Annotated in this window: 16 protein-coding genes; 2 read left to right on the top strand and 14 right to left on the bottom strand. The window is 72.6% G+C overall.

Features of this window, described 5'->3' with window-relative positions:
• Window positions 1-117: 117 nt before the first annotated feature.
• The 14 genes from GWK25_RS01610 to GWK25_RS01545 form a co-directional block, all read right to left on the bottom strand.
• Entirely contained in the window at window positions 118-1,014 is an 897-nt protein-coding gene (locus GWK25_RS01610; RefSeq protein WP_215448140.1) for an alpha/beta hydrolase, read from the bottom strand.
• A 189-nt stretch (window positions 1,015-1,203) separates the two neighbouring features.
• Window positions 1,204-2,532 (bottom strand): kynureninase, encoded by a 1,329-nt coding sequence (locus GWK25_RS01605; protein ID WP_215448139.1) that lies wholly within the window; start codon window positions 2,530-2,532, stop codon window positions 1,204-1,206.
• Window positions 2,525-3,370 (bottom strand): tryptophan 2,3-dioxygenase family protein, encoded by an 846-nt coding sequence (locus GWK25_RS01600; protein WP_215448138.1) that lies wholly within the window; start codon window positions 3,368-3,370, stop codon window positions 2,525-2,527. Before GWK25_RS01600 ends, GWK25_RS01605 begins: the two co-directional genes overlap by 8 nt.
• 185 nt (window positions 3,371-3,555) lie before the next feature.
• Window positions 3,556-3,969: a DUF3151 domain-containing protein gene (locus GWK25_RS01595; protein WP_215448136.1), complete on the bottom strand. Its 414-nt coding sequence runs from the start codon at window positions 3,967-3,969 to the stop codon at window positions 3,556-3,558.
• Complete coding sequence (locus GWK25_RS01590; RefSeq protein WP_215448134.1) at window positions 3,966-5,444, bottom strand: MFS transporter; 1,479 nt, start codon at window positions 5,442-5,444, stop codon at window positions 3,966-3,968. The genes GWK25_RS01595 and GWK25_RS01590 overlap by 4 nt, the downstream gene beginning before the upstream one ends.
• 72 nt (window positions 5,445-5,516) lie before the next feature.
• A complete protein-coding gene (gene fbaA / locus GWK25_RS01585; protein ID WP_033524532.1) occupies window positions 5,517-6,539 on the bottom strand; it encodes a class II fructose-bisphosphate aldolase in 1,023 nt (340 codons plus the stop codon).
• Window positions 6,540-6,705: 166 nt separating this feature from the next.
• A complete protein-coding gene (gene pyrE / locus GWK25_RS01580; protein WP_215448132.1) occupies window positions 6,706-7,260 on the bottom strand; it encodes an orotate phosphoribosyltransferase in 555 nt (184 codons plus the stop codon).
• Window positions 7,261-7,308: 48 nt separating this feature from the next.
• Entirely contained in the window at window positions 7,309-8,103 is a 795-nt protein-coding gene (locus GWK25_RS01575) for an aldose 1-epimerase (RefSeq protein ID WP_215448129.1), read from the bottom strand.
• A gap of 160 nt (window positions 8,104-8,263) precedes the next feature.
• Window positions 8,264-9,217 (bottom strand): SRPBCC family protein, encoded by a 954-nt coding sequence (locus GWK25_RS01570; protein WP_215448126.1) that lies wholly within the window; start codon window positions 9,215-9,217, stop codon window positions 8,264-8,266.
• Between the two features lie 133 nt (window positions 9,218-9,350).
• A complete protein-coding gene (locus GWK25_RS01565; RefSeq protein WP_215448125.1) occupies window positions 9,351-11,009 on the bottom strand; it encodes a polyamine aminopropyltransferase in 1,659 nt (552 codons plus the stop codon).
• A gap of 284 nt (window positions 11,010-11,293) precedes the next feature.
• Window positions 11,294-11,827: a DUF2617 family protein gene (locus GWK25_RS01560; RefSeq protein ID WP_215448122.1), complete on the bottom strand. Its 534-nt coding sequence runs from the start codon at window positions 11,825-11,827 to the stop codon at window positions 11,294-11,296.
• Window positions 11,828-12,361: 534 nt separating this feature from the next.
• The gene (locus GWK25_RS43140; RefSeq protein WP_251828653.1) at window positions 12,362-12,760 is read right to left on the bottom strand and encodes a hypothetical protein; all 399 of its coding nucleotides are present in this window, start codon (window positions 12,758-12,760) and stop codon (window positions 12,362-12,364) included.
• 129 nt (window positions 12,761-12,889) lie between these two features.
• A complete protein-coding gene (locus GWK25_RS01550; protein WP_215448119.1) occupies window positions 12,890-13,105 on the bottom strand; it encodes a hypothetical protein in 216 nt (71 codons plus the stop codon).
• 149 nt (window positions 13,106-13,254) lie between these two features.
• A complete protein-coding gene (locus GWK25_RS01545) occupies window positions 13,255-13,458 on the bottom strand; it encodes a hypothetical protein (RefSeq protein WP_215448116.1) in 204 nt (67 codons plus the stop codon).
• Window positions 13,459-13,710: 252 nt separating this feature from the next.
• Here GWK25_RS01545 and GWK25_RS01540 point away from each other — a divergent pair, with 252 nt between their 5' ends.
• Window positions 13,711-14,169 carry a hypothetical protein gene (locus GWK25_RS01540; protein WP_215448113.1) on the top strand — a complete coding sequence of 153 codons (459 nt, stop codon included), beginning with the start codon at window positions 13,711-13,713 and terminating at the stop codon, window positions 14,167-14,169.
• A 126-nt stretch (window positions 14,170-14,295) separates the two neighbouring features.
• Window positions 14,296-15,537, top strand: coding sequence for a pyridoxal phosphate-dependent aminotransferase (locus GWK25_RS01535; protein WP_215448110.1), 1,242 nt, complete (start codon window positions 14,296-14,298; stop codon window positions 15,535-15,537).
• Window positions 15,538-15,547 lie beyond the last annotated feature (10 nt).

Below are 15,547 nucleotides of genomic sequence, written 5' to 3'. Positions count from 1 at the left end.
TAGGCGGAGGGCGGGTGCGCCGTCGTCACCAGTGAGGAGGGTCTGTCCGGGTCCGTCTCAGGTACTACGGGTACGAATGCGGGGGCGGGGGCCCGGGAGGGGGCTCGGCTCCGTCGTTCACCAGGCCAGCTGGGCGATCTCCTCCACCACCACCGCGCAGGCGTCCGCCGCCGGGTCGATGAGCGGGAAGTGGCCCACCTCCTCCAGCAGGGTCAGGCCCACGACCTCCCCCGACTTGGCCGCGGCGTCGGCGTACGCCTCGGCGACGGCCTGGGGCACGACGATGTCCGAGCGGCCCTGCACGAGGGTGGTGGCGATGCCGGTCGGGAGCAGAAGGGCCGGGTCGGCGTAGGGGCGACGGTCCGCGAACTTGTCCTGGCCACCGAGGAGTTGGGTGGTCGCGCCGCCGCAGACGTCGAGTTTCTCGGCCACGGCGAAGTCGGCGATCGGGGCGAGGGCCACCACGCCGCGCAGGGGGGCGGGGCGGGGGCTGCGCCACGGGGTGTCGGGCGGCAGTACGTGGCGGGCGGCGGCCCACAGGGCGAGGTGGCCGCCCGCGGAGTGGCCGGTGAGGACCGTGCGGCGGGGGTCGGCCTGGGGCAGGGCCGCGCGCGCGAGGTCCGGAAGGGCGTCGAGGGCGGCGGCGACGTCGTCGAACGTCTCCGGCCAGCGGCCCGCGACCGGCGCGGGGGTGCCGTCGGTGCCGGTCTGGGCCGGGAGTGAACTGCCCCTTCTGTACTCGACGTTGGCCACCGCGAAGCCGTGGCGGGCGAGGAAGTCCGCGAACGGGGTGATGTGGTGGCGGTCGTACGGGGCTCGCCAGGCGCCGCCGTGCAGGACTACGACGAGGGGGGCGGTGGCCGAGGCCGTGACCGCGCCCCGGGGGGCGTAGAAGTCGATCACCTGGTCGGGGTGGTCGCCGTAGGGGGCGGTCGCGTCGGGGGTGACCGGGGGGTGCGAGAAGGCGGATGCCTCTTCGGCGGCATCGCGGGCTGCGGCGTCGTCGTCCGGCATGCGGCACCTCTCGGGGGAACGGATTTGGAAGGGTTTGGGTGGGCGGGTACCGGGGAAAGGGCGCCTGCCGTTGGCGGGGACGGTATCAGGCGGGTGACGTGCGCGGACACGGGGATGTGACGGGGGGTCAGGGGGTGGGGTGAGGGGCCGGAGACCGGCCCCTCACCCCACCCCCGCCCCGCTCGCTCGCTACGCCGCCCCCTCCAGCGTCTCCGCCAGCACCCGTGCCGCTCGTTCCACGTCCGTGAAGCTGACGTACAGCGGGGTGAAGCCGAAGCGGAGGACGTCGGGATGGCGGAAGTCGCCTATGACTCCCTGGGCGATGAGGCGCTTCATGATGTCGCCGGCGTCGTCGCAGCGCAGGGCGACCTGGCTGCCGCGTTCCGCGTGAGCCGTCGGCGTGAGGCACTCCACGCGGCCCTCCGGGACATACGCCGACACGCAGCGCAGGAAGAAGTCCGTCAGGGCGAGGGACTTGGCGCGGACCGACTCGATCATCGCCTCGGCCTCCCGGGCCGGGCCCAGGTCCTTCCCGTCACCCTCTCCGCCCCAGCCGTACCAGACGTCCAGTGCCGCCTCCAGGGCCAGCATGGACAGGATGTCCGGCGTGCCGACCCGGCCCCGTACCGCACCCGGCGCGGGCTCGTAGGCCGGGCGCATGGCGAAGGGGTCGGTGTGGGAGGTCCAGCCGGGCAGGGGCGAGTCGAAGCGGGGCTGGAGGTCGCGGCGGACGTAGAGGTAGGCCGGTGAGCCGGGGCCGCCGTTGAGGTACTTGTAGGTGCAGCCGACCGCCAGGTCGACCCCGTGTTCGTCGAGGCCGACCGGGAGGGCGCCCGCGCTGTGGCAGAGGTCCCAGACCGCGTACGCCCCGGCCTCGTGGACCGCCGCCGTCAGGCCGGGGAGGTCGTGGAGGCGGCCCGTGCGGTAGTCGACGTGGTTGAGGAGGACGGCGGCCGTACGGTCGCTCAGGGCGGCCGGGACCTCCGCCGGGGTCACCGGGCGGAGCGTGCGGCCGGTCATCCGGGCCGCGGACTCGGCCAGGTAGCCGTCCGTGGGGAACGTCGTCGCGTCGACGAGGATCTCGTCCCGACGCCCGACACCTCCCCCACCAGTCCCACCAGTCCCACCGGTCGCGCCCTCCCGCGCGGCCTCGTCCTCATCGGCCATCCGGACCGCCGCCACGACCGCCTTGAAGACGTTCACGCTCGTGGAGTCGCCCACCACGATCTGCCCGGGGGCCGCGCCCACCAGCGGAGCGATACGGTCGCCTATGCGTTCGGGCGCGGTCCACCAGCCGCTCTCGTCCCAGGAACGGATGCGCAGCTCGCCCCACTCGCGGTACAGGACGTCCGCGAGCCGGCCGGGGACCGCGACCGGCAGCGCGCCGAGCGAGTTGCCGTCGAGGTACACCGCGTCGTCGAGGACGAAGCGGGTGCGCAGGCAGGCCAGTTCGTCGGCCTTGTCCAACTCCCTTGCCAGGGAGATCAGTTCAGCGCTGAGCGCGGTCGGTTCAGACATGGGAGCGCGCCGTCCACAGCTCGGGGAAAACGTTCTTGCGGGCGCGCTTCTCCAGCCAGGCCACACCGGCGGAGCCACCCGTGCCGGCCTTGGCACCCATCGCGCGGCGCGTGGCGACGAGGTGGTCGTTGCGCCAGCGCCACACCAGCTCGGCGACATCGGTCAACGCCTCGCCGAGGCGGGCGAGTTCATGGTCCGGATCGCCGGAGTACAGCGCGGTCCACGCCTCCTCGACCTCGGGGGACGGCTCGTAGCGCTGGGAGACGTCACGGCGCAGGACGGACTCGGGGATCGCGTGGCCGCGCCGGGCCAGGAGCCGCAGGACCTCGTCGTAGAGGCTCGGCTCGTGCAGCGCCTTCTCCAGTTCGGCGTGGACACGGGGCGCGCCGCGGTGCGGGACGAGCATGGAGGCGGACTTCTCGCCGAGCAGGAACTCCATCCGGCGGTACATCGCCGACTGGAAACCGGAGCCCTCGCCGAGGGCGGCGCGGTAGGAGTTGAACTGGGCGGGGGTGAGCTGGGCGAGCGGGCGCCAGGAGGCGTTCAGGGCCTCCAGCTCGCGCACGGAACGCTTCAGCGCGTCCCTGGCCCTCGCCACGTCGTCGTTCCGGATCGCGGTGGTCGCGGTCTCCCACTCGTGGACGATGACCGTGAACCACAGCTCCATCACCTGGGTCGTCACCAGGAAGACCATCTCGCCGGGGTCGTCGGAGAGGGGGTGCTGGAGGTGGGTGAGGACATCCGCCTGGACGTAGTCCTCGTACGGGGTCGTGCCCTGGAAGTCGAGATGCGGGGTCTCGGGCTCCGAAGCCTCGTGGGGCTGAGCCTGCTGGGACATCGCTGTCTCCTGTTGTGCACTCCGGGTAGCGGTCCGCCCCTGCCGAATTCCGACACGGGGGCCCCGGTCCCCACCGGCATGGTCGGCGATACCACCCCCGCACCGCAAGGTCCGCCTGGTCACACCAGGCGGACCTGTCGCGAACGACCCTCCGGCCGGCTCAGCGACCGGATCAGGGTGTCCCCTCAGCCCAGCGTCTGCGCCGCCGTCGGGGAGGAGTCCTTCAGGAACTGGGAGCAGCGCTCGTACTCCTCCTGCTCGCCGATGTCCCCCGCGGCACGGGCGAGGGCGTGCAGGGCGCGCAGGAAGCCGCGATTCGGCTCGTGCTCCCAGGGCACGGGCCCGTGCCCCTTCCAGCCGTTGCGGCGCAGGGCGTCCAGGCCGCGGTGGTAGCCCGTACGGGCGTAGGCGTACGACTCCACGACACTGCCCCGCTCGTAGGCGTCGTCGGCGAGCTGGGCCCAGGCGAGGGACGAGGTGGGGTGCTTGGCCGCGACGTCGGCCGGGGGCGTGCCGTTCGCGAGGAGTTCGCGGGGCTCCGGGTCGTCGGGGAGGTGCGTCGGGGGCGGGCCCCCGAGGAGGTTCTGGTGAATCGTCATGGGTTCCAGTCTGGCTCATCCCCCGCCCGGCCCGCCTCCAACGGCGGTGACACCACCCCGCAGTGCGTCCGGCACTCGGGGTGGCGGCAGTCCGGCTCCGGGCGGCGGATCGTGGTGAAGGACAGCACCGCGCCCACCACCAGCGTCGCGGCGCAGACGATCATCGCCGTGCCGAACGCCTCGTCGAACTGGGTCGCCGACCGGTACGCCTCCGGCCCCATCCCCGCGATCAGCGGCAACGCGGCCACGGCGACCAGGCCGGCCGCACGGGCCGCCGCGTTGTTGATGCCGCTCGCCAGGCCCGCGTGCTCGGTGTCCACCGAGGCCAGGACGGTCGCGGTCAGGGGCGCGACCAGGGTGACCATGCCCAGGCCGAGCACGAGCAGCGCGGGCAGGACGTCGAGGACGTACGACGCGTCCGGCCCGACCCGCAGCGCCAGCAGCATGCCCGCCGCGCACAGCAGCGGGCCGACGGTGAGGGGGATCCGGGGGCCGATCCGTTCGCCGAGGGCGCCCGCGCGGGAGGAGAGCAGGAGCATCAGCACCGTGATGGGGAGCAGGGCCGTGCCCGCGCCCAGCGCCGAGTACCCCGACACCACCTGGAGCTGGAGCGCGGCGAGGAAGAAGAAGCCGCCGAAGGCCGCGTACACGCACAGGGTGACCAGGTTGACCGTCGTGAACTGGCGGGAGGCGAAGATCTCCGGCGGCATCATCGGGTCGGGCCGGCCGCGTTCGACGTACACGAACGCCACGCCCGCCGCGACCCCGGCGACGGCCGAGACGGTCACCACCAGGGAGCCCTCCCCCGCCTCGATCAGGGCGTAGGTCACCAGCGCCAGCGAGGCCGCGCCGAGGCAGGCGCCCAGCACGTCGAAGCGGTTCTCGTGGGCCCGGCCGTCGCCGGACTCGGGGACGTGCCGGGTGGCCACGGGCACGCAGACGAGCGCCAGGGGGACGTTCAGCAGGAAGACCCAGCGCCAGCCGGGGCCGTCCACCAGCCAGCCGCCCAGGAACGGGCCGACGGCCGCGCCGATGCCGCCGAAGCCGGACCACAGGCCGACGGCCCGCGCGCGGTCGTCGGGGTGGAACGAGGCCTGGATGAGCGCCAGCGAGCCCGGGGTGAGCAGAGCCCCGCCCACGCCCTGCAGCGCGCGGGCCGCGATCAGGACGCCGACGTTCGGCGCGAGACCGCACAGCAGGGACGCCGCCGCGAACCACACCACGCCGATCACGAACACCTTGCGCCGCCCGAAGCGGTCGCCGAGAGCGCCGCCCAGCAGGATCAGACCGGCGAGGGTCAGCATGTAGGCGTTGACGGTCCACTGGAGGGCCGCGAGATCCGCGTCCAGGTCCTCGCCCATCCGGGGAAGGGCGACATTGACGACGGTGGAGTCCAGCAGCGCCATGCTGGAGCCGAGGATCGTGGTGAACAGGACCCACTTGCCCTGGGGCGAGGAGAGCCGGATGTCGGGCATGGGTCCAGGTATACAGCGAGCCCGGCGCCGTGGCACCGGGCTCGCTGCACGAAGGAAGGTGTGCGGCTGGGCTTACTTGATCTTCTGACCCGCCGAGCGCAGGTTCTGCGTCGCCTCGACGACACGCGCGGCCATGCTCGCCTCGGCGAGCTTGCCCCAGGTGCGGGGGTCGTAGGTCTTCTTGTTGCCGACCTCGCCGTCGACCTTCAGGACGCCGTCGTAGTTCTGGAACATGTGCGCGGCGACCGGACGCGTGAAGGCGTACTGCGTGTCGGTGTCGATGTTCATCTTGACGACGCCGTTCTCCAGCGCGGTGCGGATCTCCTCCTCCGTGGAGCCGGAGCCGCCGTGGAAGACGAAGTCGAACGGGGACTCCTTGCCGAAGCGGGCGGCCACGCCCTCGTTCAGCTCCTTGAGGAGGTCGGGGCGCAGGACGACGTTGCCCGGCTTGTAGACGCCGTGGACGTTGCCGAAGGAGGCGGCCAGCAGGTAGCGGCCCTTCTCGCCCAGGCCGAGCGCCTCGGCGGTGCGGATCGCGTCGTCGACCGTCGTGTAGAGGGAGTCGTTGATCTCGTGGGAGACGCCGTCCTCCTCGCCACCGGTCGGGGTGATCTCGACCTCCAGGATGATCTTCGCGGCGGCGGCGCGGGCGAGGAGTTCCTGCGCGATGGAGAGGTTGTCGGCGAGGGTCTCCGCCGAGCCGTCCCACATGTGCGACTGGAACAGCGGGTTGCGACCGGCCTTGACCCGCTCCTCCGACACGGCCAGCAGCGGACGTACGTAGCCGTCCAGCTTGTCCTTCGGGCAGTGGTCGGTGTGCAGGGCGACCGTGACGGGGTACTTCTCGGCCACGATGTGCGCGAACTCGGCGAGGGCGACGGAACCCGTCACCATGTCCTTGCTGTACTGACCGCCCAGGAACTCGGCACCGCCGGTCGAGATCTGGACGATGCCGTCGCTCTCCGCCTCCGCGAAGCCCCGCAGCGCGGCGTGCAGCGTCTGGGTCGAGGTCACGTTGATGGCCGGGTAGGCGAACTTGCCTGCCTTCGCCCGGTCGAGCATCTCGTTGTAGACCTCGGGGGTTGCGATGGGCATGGTCCGCTCCTTGTATGTGCGGGTGGCGTTGTGCTTACGGTCCCTGACCTAGGGTTGCGACATCATCGTCGGCCCCATCCTTGCAGACGGGGCCCGATGCTCCGGCCAGGGTGTCCGGAACTGTTGAGTAACCCCTGACCTTGGTGTTCCGCCCGGCGGGTCGGCCTCAGTCGAGACCCAGTTCGTCCTTCGAGAACGCGAACCGGTACGGGACCCCGGCGCCCTGCTCGATCTTCTCGGCGGCGCCGGTGGCACGGTCGACGATCGTGGCGACGGCGACGACCTCGGCACCGGCCTCGCGGACGGCCTCGACGGCGGTGAGCGGGGAGCCGCCGGTGGTGGAGGTGTCCTCGACGACGAGGACGCGACGGCCCTTGATGTCGGGGCCCTCCACCCGGCGCTGCAGGCCGTGCGCCTTGGCGGCCTTGCGGACGACGAACGCGTCTAGCGTGCGGCCCCGGGCGGCGGCCGCGTGCAGCATCGCGCCGGCGACCGGGTCGGCGCCCATCGTGAGGCCGCCGACCGCGTCGAAGTCGAGGTCGGAGGTCAGGTCGAGGAGGACCTGACCGACCAGCGGGGCGGCTTCGCCGTCGAGGGTGACGCGGCGCAGGTCGACGTAGTAGTCCGCCTCCAGACCCGACGACAGGGTCACCTTGCCGTGCACCACGGCCTTGTCCTTGATCTGCTGCAGCAAAGATCCACGTACGTCCACGTCAGTCATGGCAGTCAGCTTAAGGGGGCCCTTATGTCCGCTTACAGGCGTGTCCGCTTACAGGCGACGCCAGGTCCAGGTCGTGCTCGCCTCCAGCGGGTCGATGGGGGTGACCAGCCGGGGGTGGGTGTTGAGGCCGTTGGGCGGGCCGGTCTGCGGTTCGACGCAGACGGCCTCCGCCTGCTCGTCGTAGACCACGACCCACTCCTCGCGTGAAGTCACCTTCAGCTCCAGCCGGTCCGGCCAGGTCAGGGTGACGTCGACGCCGTCGGGCATCCCGAAGCAGTCGTCCCAGGGGCCGGCCTTCGGGTCGACGCGGTTGCCGGTGGGGAGGTGGTCGGCGCCGCGCTCCTCCTGCCAGGCGGGGTGGAAGTCGATCCGTACGTCCTCGCCACCGCCCGCCAGGGACCGGTTGAACCAGGGGTGCCAGCCGACCTGCGCCGGGAAGGAGGAGTCGTACGCCTCCACGGACGTGGTGAGGGTGAGGGCGTCCGGGGTGAGGGTGAACACCTGGGTGACGCGGCCGGGGTAGGGCCAGGGTTCGACCAGGTCGTAGGTGAGGACGGCCTCGGTGGCGTCGTGCCGGGCGACGCGCCAGGCGCCCTCGCGGGTGGTGCCGTGGATGGCGTTGGGCGGGGCGTTGAGGGGCATCTGCTGGACGGTGCCGCCGCTGAGGAAACGTCCGTCGCGGATGCGGCCGCACCACGGCACCATCGGGAAGCAGCCGAACCGCTCGCCCTGCCGCAGCAGTTCGACCCCACCGACGCGCAGCCCCGCGACCCGGCCACCGTTCCCCGGCGCCAACACGACCTCCGCGTCACCCGCGGCCAACGTGATCTCTTCACTACTCACGCCTCGACCCTACTGGTCTGACGGGACGGGGGAGTTACGGACGACGGTGCCGGGGCGCGGGCCGCTGGGGTGTATGGCGCGGAGACGTGGGGGGGCCGGGAGGAGGCCGGGAACAGGAAGGGGCTGGGCCCGGGATGGGGCAGAGCCCGGTGGCGTGCGGTCAGCGGCGTTTGCGCAGGGCTCGGCTCACGATGATGGCCGACGCCACGGCCAGGGCCGCCGCAGGCGCCGCCCAGCGGAGCGTAGCGCTCGCGGAGACCGTTTCCGGCGCCGGGACCGGGGCGTATCTGCCGCGTGGCGGGGCGTGGTCCACCTCCTCCGCGCTGCGGCCGATCATCGTCCGGCGGGCGTGCGCCGCCTCGGCCGGGGGTTCGTCCCCGGCGACGAAGCCGCCCTCACCGAAGGGGTCCAGAGCCGAGGGTGGGACGTCGGTCTCGAAGACGGAGGCCGACGGCTCGCCCTCGGCGGGGACCGGGGGTTCTTCGTCGGCGGGCGTCGGGGACTTCTCGCCGGCGGGCGCCGGGGACTTCTCGTCGGCGGTGGCACCGGGCTCGCCTTCGGCCTCGGTCTTGGCACCGGGCTCCCCTTCTGCCCCGTCCTTGGCCCCGCCCTCGGCTTCGGCTTCGGCGCCGTCCTTGGCCTCGTCCTTGGCCTCGTCCTTGGTCTCGGGTGCGGCGGGCTGCTCTTCGGCCGTCGGCCCCGCCCCCAGGTTCTCCGCGAACCTGTCCAGCAGACGCGTCGTCGCCGAGGTCACCGAGTCGGACGGGAGCTCGGTGATGCGGCCGGTCGCGGTGGCCGTGGCCGCGCAGGTCAGGGTGGTGCCCTCGGGGGCCGGGGCGAGGCGGAGGGTCAGGGTGAGTTTCACCGTGCCGGAGCCCCGGGCCTCGGCGGCGTCCCCCTCCACGACGTAGGAGCCGTCCTCCTGCGGCGTGACGCGCAGGGTGCCCCGGTAGGTGATGGTGTGCCCCGCGACCCGTACTTTCAGGCGCCCGGCGACCGGCGGCGTGCCCGCGTCCTGCTGGAGCCCGGGGACCGCCCGGGCCACCCGCTCGGGGTCGGACAACGCCTCCCGGAGGCGGCCGACGGGAACCGGAACGAACACCTCATGCTCCATGGCAGTCGAGCCTACCCACGTGGCCCCGCACCGCACCCGTACATACGCGTTATTGCTCGTGTTCCGCCCACGCGGCCCCACACACACCCATGCACCCCACCACGCCCACCGCCCCCTCCACCCCGGCCACGGCTCAGCCCGCGTACCTCGGGTGCACCAGCGTCGACGGCGGCAGGTCCCGCACCCCGTCGGCGGCGCTGAGCCGCGTCGCCCCGGTGCCGAGGTCCGGGCCCGGACGGCGGCCGTCGTGGGGCGAGGGACGGGTCGCCAGGACGAAGCCCCAGTCGTGCGGGGCGCGGGAGGTGTGGGCCGTACGGTCGGGGCGGGTGACGAAGCCGAGGTCGGCGGCCGTGACCCCGTAGGGCGTGGTGCGCAGCCCGGCGGCGCGCACGGTCGCGTCGACGGTCCAGAACACCTGCTGCCGGGACGCCACCGGCCCGGCGTGCACCACCATGCGCCCGTCGACCGCCAGGACCTCGCGGGCCAGCCCGTAGAACTCCTGCGAGTAGAGCTTGGTGCTCGCGGTGATCCCGGGGTCGGGGAGGTCCGAGATCACGACGTCGTACGGCTCGGCGGGTCGGGCGCCGCGCAGCCAGGCAAACGAGTCCTCCGTGTGGACGCGTACCCGGTCGTCGTCGTGGGCGTGGCCGTTGAGCGTGGAGAGAGCCGGGTCCGTGCGGGCCAGGCGCACCACGCCCGGGTCGATCTCGACGATGTCCACATGGCGTACGCCGTCGTGGCGGAGCACCTCGCGGGCGGCCAGGCCGTCACCGCCGCCGAGGACGAGGACGCGGGCGTGCGGTCCGGCGTTCATCGCGGGCTGGACGAGGGCCCGGTGGTAGCGCTGTTCGTCACGACCGTTGATGCGCAGCCGGCCGTCGAGGTACAGGGAGAGCGGGCTGCCGTCCAGGCCGCCGGTGAGGACGATCTCCTGTCGGCCGGTCTGCAGCGCGACGCGGACGTCCTTGCCGTACACCGCGCGCCGGGCGGCGCGTTCGAAGTCGTCCACGTGTACGGCGGCGGTGGCGAGGAGGCCGAGCACGGCGAGGTTGGTGACCAGCAGGAGCCAGCGGGCGCGGCGGGTCAGGTCGCGGTGGAACAGACCGAGGACGAGCGCGCCGCCGACCAGGACGTTGACCGTGCCGGTGAGCAGGGCGCCGGTCAACTGGCCGAGCCAGGGCAGCAGGAGGAAGGGGAAGGCGAGGCCGCCGACGAGCGCGCCCACGTAGTCGGCCGCGAACAGGTCGGCGACCGCGCCGCCCGCGTCCTGGCGGCGGATGCGCTGGATCAGCTCCATCAGCAGCGGGACCTCGGCGCCGATGAGCAGGCCGATGGCCAGGGAGAAGGCGACGAGGAGGTAGCGGGAGCCGCTCGCCCACATGCCGCCCCAGTCGCCGGTCCAGGCGAACGCGGCGTACAGCGCGAGGGCGCTGCAGCCCCCGACGAGGGCGAGGGCGGCCTCGATGGCGCCGAAACCGAGGGCCGCCCGGGGGCGGAGGCGTTTGGCGCCGAGGGAGCCGATGCCCATGGCGAAGACCATGACCGAGAGGACCACGGAGGCCTGCGTGACGGAGTCGCCGATCAAGTACGAGGCGAGGGCGACGAGTTCGAGTTCGTACACCAGTCCGCAGGCGGCGCAGACGAACACGCCGGCGAGGACGAGGAAACGGCCGAGTCCCGGGCGGACCGGGAGCCACGCGTGGGCGGCGGGGCCGCCGGGGCCGCCATGGCCGCCGGGGCCGCGCCAGGGGGGAGGGGCGCCGGGGGGTGCGGGGGCGTGCGGCTCGATCACTCCTGGCACGCTACCGTCACGGTCGCGCTGCGCTGGGTCACCCACACGGGTGGTCTGCGACGCGTGGCCGGGTGCCTGGTGGCTCGGGGGTTCGGGTGGATGGGCGGCTGCGGGTGCGTGGGGCTTCTCGCGCAGTTCCCCGCGCCCCTGAAAAGCCGGGGCTGCGTTCCGTGCTTTTCAGGCCCGCAGGGCCTGATCTTCTAGGGGCGCGGGGAACTGCGCGAGAAGCCCCACCGGGGCCGCACCCGGCGACGAACCCGAACCCCCGAGCCATCAGGCACCCGTCACAGCGCCGCAGGCACCGGCACCGGCGCCCTCACCCCCACCCTCGTTCTCGTGGCCACCAGTTGCCCGTCCTGGGGATACGCGTGCCACGTACGCCAGTGCACCTGCCCCTCGTGACGCTGCGCCAGCATCGCCGTGAAGGCGTGCGGGCTGCCGGGGAAGACCCCGGCCAGCCCATGGGGATGGTCGGAGACGAGCGCCAGGAGTTCCTGGGCCCGGCCCGCGAAGGACCCCGGCGACAAGACCTCGACGCGCGCGGCGAACTCGTACTCCCAGTCACCCACACGTTTGGCCACCCCGAGCGGGAGCGGCGTGCTGGATCCCGGGATGCACGCGACCGTCTCCGAACAGTGGCTCCCCCGCTCCTCCTCCAGGAGAACCTGGTGGGACGCGCCGAGCAGCCTCAACTGCAGCTTTGCCCCCGTCAGTTCGAGATCGAGCGTGGCGAGCGCGGGCAGCGGCTCGCGCCCCAGCGCCCAGGCGAGGTCGGCCGCGCGCGTGTCGGTGTAGGCGGTGTTCAGGGTCGTGAGCATGGGTCGGCTCCGCAGCGACGCAAAGAAGAGGAGGAGGTGGGTCCGGCGCACCCCGGTCGGCACCGGGAGCTGAGGCCCGGTCAGCCAGGTCACGTGAGGACGACGTCCCGGTCGGTCCGGTCAGCCAGGTCAGGCCTGCCCGGGAGGGACGTCCGGGGGCTGCGTTGGCGATTTATAGGGAATCATGAACTGTGGCGCCACCACAGCGTTTTTACCCAACTTGACGTGCTTTCCATCCCCCCGAGGGCTGCCCAGCTCAACTGTTCAACCAGGCGTACGCCCCGTCGTCCGACGCGCTCCCCACGCGCCCGCGCGGCCGGGCGCGCGAACTCGGGGGAGCGCCTGCCGGACAACCGGGCCCACCCGGCGTACTCAGGCGTGAAGAAGCGCCACATCGGTGCGCCTGCCCCCTCATGGCGGACCTACACACACAGACCTGGACACACAGACCCGGACAGCAGACCCGGACACGCGAGCGCCCGCCGGGAGGTCGTCCCGGCGGGCGCTCGTGTCGTGGAGCTCAGCTGCCCCGTGTCAGCTGCCTCCACCGCATCCGCCCCCGCCGCCGCCTCCGCAGGAGGACCCGCCACCGCAGGACGAGCCACTACTGCTTCCGCACGAGGAACCACTGCTGCTGCCGCAGGACGAGCCACCACCACCGGACGACGAACCGCGGTCGTCGGAGGAGTGGGACGATCCCGAGTCGCCGACGGTCGCGGCCCCGAGCACCCACCAGCTGTTGTCGGAGCCGCTGTTGTGGGCACCGCTGTCGCTTCGGCTGCCGCGGTACGCGCTACCGCCCCCGGCGGATGCCCGACGGCGCCCTGCCGCCGTACGCGCCGCGTTCGCCCTGCTGCGGTTGACGGCCACGCCGACCACCGTCACCGCACAGACCACCACCAGGATGATGCCGATCACCACGATCGCGTTCATGGCGTCACCCCTCCCCTCTTGTCCTGAGTCCCCCGAAGCGACCCCCCGTGGGTGCCTCGCCCGATGTCGTCGCCGTACTTCCCTCGTGGGCGCCGTCGCCGTACTTCCTTCGTGGGCGCCGTCGCGCGGTCAGCTGCCGCCACCGCAGCCGCCGCCTCCACCGCAGGAGGACCCGCCGCCGCACGACGAACCGCCTCCGCACGACGCACCGCTGGATCCCCCGGACGAGCCCCCGCTCGCCCACCAGCTGTCGCCCCGGCCGCGTCGCCGGGAACTCCGGACGACCGCGATGACGATGGCCAGACCGATGGCGCCGAGCACCAGGATGAGACCGACTTCCGCCATGACCCACCCTCCCCTCTTCCTTGCGTGTGTCCCCCGAAGCGACCCCCCGTGGGTGCCTCGCTCACTTGCGTGTGGCGGGGATGCCCCCGCCGGTGACCGCTCAAAGCCGAGTTGAGCAAGTCCAGAGCTTCGGGCGCGGCGGCGCGTCCTCAGCTGCCGCCACCGCAACCGCCACCCCCGCCGCACGACGAGCCACCGCCGCAGGAGAACCAGCTGCCGCTCCCGGACGACCGGTGGGACGGTCCGCCGTCCGCCCACCAGCTGCTGCGGCTGCGCCGCGAGCCTCGGCCGAGCGACGACAGCACACCGATCAGGGCCGCCGCGCCCAGGAAGAGAATGAAGAAGCCATCCATGACGGCACCCGCCTTTCGTTCCCCGTACGGACCCCCCGTGGGCCGTGCGTGACGTGGGGATGCCCGGGCGTCCCACCGGCCAAAGACGAGTTGAGCAAGTTCAGAGGGTTCTCTCGGGTCAACACCTCCTGACCTGCGCAGACATGCCGGTCGGGGGCCGTCCGACTTGCGGTCCCGGGTGGTCGCACGAACGCTGGATCCGAGGGGAGGGACGTGCACGCCTGCCTGGGCGTTGAAAAGGAGACGGATCATATGTCTGTTCGAAGCATGACGTCGGCTCGGCTCACGGACGGTCGTCCGCAGGTCTTCGCGGGGAGCAACCACGGGCTGTTCACCCGCTGGAAGGAGAGCGAGCACCCGGATGCCGGCTGGACCGACTGGCAGCCGTTCCCCTTCGACCACGGCCGCGTGGTGTCGCTGGCCGCGGCCCCGCTCACGGACGAACGGCCGCAGATCTTCGCCGTGTCCGAAGGCGGCGAGCTGTGGAGCACCTGGAAGGTGACCACCGACGCGAGCGCCGCCTGGGCCGACTGGACGAAGTTCAACGGCCTGCCAGGGTCGGCCCGCAGCGTGGGTGTGGCCACCCTGACGGACGGCCGCCCGCAGATCGTGGTCGGCACCGACAACGGTTCGGTGTCCTCGTGGAAAGTGAGCACCCACCCCGACGACGCCTGGTCCGAGTGGTCCTCCTTCGACGGTCCGCCCGCCTGATCCCGGGAAGCACGCCGCCCGGCCCGGGGTTTCCCGGCCGGGCGGCGCGCGGGGCCGCGCGAGGAGCGACACCTCAGGTGCCACATTGCGACCGCGGGTTGAGGAACTCCAGGGCTTCGGCGCAGGATGGCGGCCATGACCTCCAGCTCCAGCCCCGCCCCTCGCCCCGCGCTCAACCGGCGGCTCGCCGAGTTCGGGACGACGATCTTCGCCGAGATGTCGGCGCTCGCCCTGCGGACCGGGTCGATCAACCTCGGACAGGGCTTCCCGGACACGGACGGGCCCGAGGAGATCCGCGAGGCCGCCGTACGGGCACTGCGGAACGGCCGGGGCAACCAGTACCCGCCAGGCCCCGGCGTGCCCGAGCTGCGGGCCTCGATCGTCGACCACCAGCGGCGACGGTACGGACTGACGTTCGACCAGGACACCGAGGTGCTGGTCACCGCCGGTGCCACGGAGGCCATCGCGGCCGCCCTGCTCGGGCTGCTGGAGCCGGGGGACGAGGTGGTCGCCCTGGAGCCGTACTACGACTCGTACGCGGCCTGCATCGCGATGGCGGGCGGGACGCGCGTACCGGTGACGCTGCGGCCGTCCGACGAACAGGGAGAGGGGTCCGGCGCTGCAGACGGGGGCCGGCGGTTCCGGCTGGACCTCGACGAGCTGCGGGACGCCGTCACCGACCGGACGCGGCTGCTGCTGATCAACACGCCGCACAACCCGACCGGGACGGTCCTCACCCGCCAGGAGCTGGCGGCGATCGCCGAGCTGGCGGTGGAGCGGGACCTGCTGGTGGTGACGGACGAGGTCTACGAGCACCTGGTCTTCGACGACGCCGAGCACCTGCCGCTGGCGTCGTTCCCGGGGATGCGCGAGCGGACGGTCACCATCGGCTCGGCGGGCAAGACGTTCTCGTTCACCGGGTGGAAGGTGGGCTGGGTGACGGCCGCGCCCGCGCTGGTGACGGCGGTGCGCTCGGCGAAGCAGTACCTGACCTATGTGGCGTCCGGGCCGTTCCAGTACGCCGTCGCCGAGGCCCTCGCCCTGCCGGACAGCTACTTCGACGCGTTCCGCGCGGACATGCTGGCCAAGCGCGACCTGTTGTCGGCGGGACTCGCGGACGCCGGGTTCGGAGTGTTCCGCACAGCGGGCACCTATTTCGTCACCACCGACATCCGCCCCCTGGGCGAGAGGGACGGCTTCGCCTTCTGCCGCGCCCTGCCCGAACGCGCCGGCGTGGTCGCCATCCCGAACGCCGTCTTCTACGACCACCGCGAGGCCGGCGCCCCGTTCGTACGGTTCGCGTTCTGCAAGCGCATCGAGGTGCTGACAGACGCGACGGAACGGCTGCGCAAGGCATTCGCGGGCTGACCGCGGCCGG

It is taken from the genome of Streptomyces sp. ATCC 21386, from assembly GCF_018728545.1.
Taxonomy (GTDB): domain Bacteria; phylum Actinomycetota; class Actinomycetes; order Streptomycetales; family Streptomycetaceae; genus Streptomyces.
This window is presented reverse-complemented; position numbering and strand designations above follow the sequence as displayed.

What these genes read in the sequence shown, in the direction of transcription:
- GWK25_RS01610 (WP_215448140.1), bottom strand. Translation starts at nt 1,014, where the DNA reads ATGCCGGACGACGACGCCGCAGCCCGCGATGCCGCCGAAGAGGCATCC.
- GWK25_RS01605 (WP_215448139.1), bottom strand. Translation starts at nt 2,532, where the DNA reads ATGTCTGAACCGACCGCGCTCAGCGCTGAACTGATCTCCCTGGCAAGG.
- GWK25_RS01600 (WP_215448138.1), bottom strand. Translation starts at nt 3,370, where the DNA reads ATGTCCCAGCAGGCTCAGCCCCACGAGGCTTCGGAGCCCGAGACCCCG.
- GWK25_RS01595 (WP_215448136.1), bottom strand. Translation starts at nt 3,969, where the DNA reads ATGACGATTCACCAGAACCTCCTCGGGGGCCCGCCCCCGACGCACCTC.
- GWK25_RS01590 (WP_215448134.1), bottom strand. Translation starts at nt 5,444, where the DNA reads ATGCCCGACATCCGGCTCTCCTCGCCCCAGGGCAAGTGGGTCCTGTTC.
- fbaA (WP_033524532.1), bottom strand. Translation starts at nt 6,539, where the DNA reads ATGCCCATCGCAACCCCCGAGGTCTACAACGAGATGCTCGACCGGGCG.
- pyrE (WP_215448132.1), bottom strand. Translation starts at nt 7,260, where the DNA reads ATGACTGACGTGGACGTACGTGGATCTTTGCTGCAGCAGATCAAGGAC.
- GWK25_RS01570 (WP_215448126.1), bottom strand. Translation starts at nt 9,217, where the DNA reads ATGGAGCATGAGGTGTTCGTTCCGGTTCCCGTCGGCCGCCTCCGGGAG.
- GWK25_RS01560 (WP_215448122.1), bottom strand. Translation starts at nt 11,827, where the DNA reads ATGCTCACGACCCTGAACACCGCCTACACCGACACGCGCGCGGCCGAC.
- GWK25_RS43140 (WP_251828653.1), bottom strand. Translation starts at nt 12,760, where the DNA reads ATGAACGCGATCGTGGTGATCGGCATCATCCTGGTGGTGGTCTGTGCG.
- GWK25_RS01550 (WP_215448119.1), bottom strand. Translation starts at nt 13,105, where the DNA reads ATGGCGGAAGTCGGTCTCATCCTGGTGCTCGGCGCCATCGGTCTGGCC.
- GWK25_RS01545 (WP_215448116.1), bottom strand. Translation starts at nt 13,458, where the DNA reads ATGGATGGCTTCTTCATTCTCTTCCTGGGCGCGGCGGCCCTGATCGGT.
- GWK25_RS01540 (WP_215448113.1), top strand. Translation starts at nt 13,711, where the DNA reads ATGTCTGTTCGAAGCATGACGTCGGCTCGGCTCACGGACGGTCGTCCG.
- GWK25_RS01535 (WP_215448110.1), top strand. Translation starts at nt 14,296, where the DNA reads ATGGCGGCCATGACCTCCAGCTCCAGCCCCGCCCCTCGCCCCGCGCTC.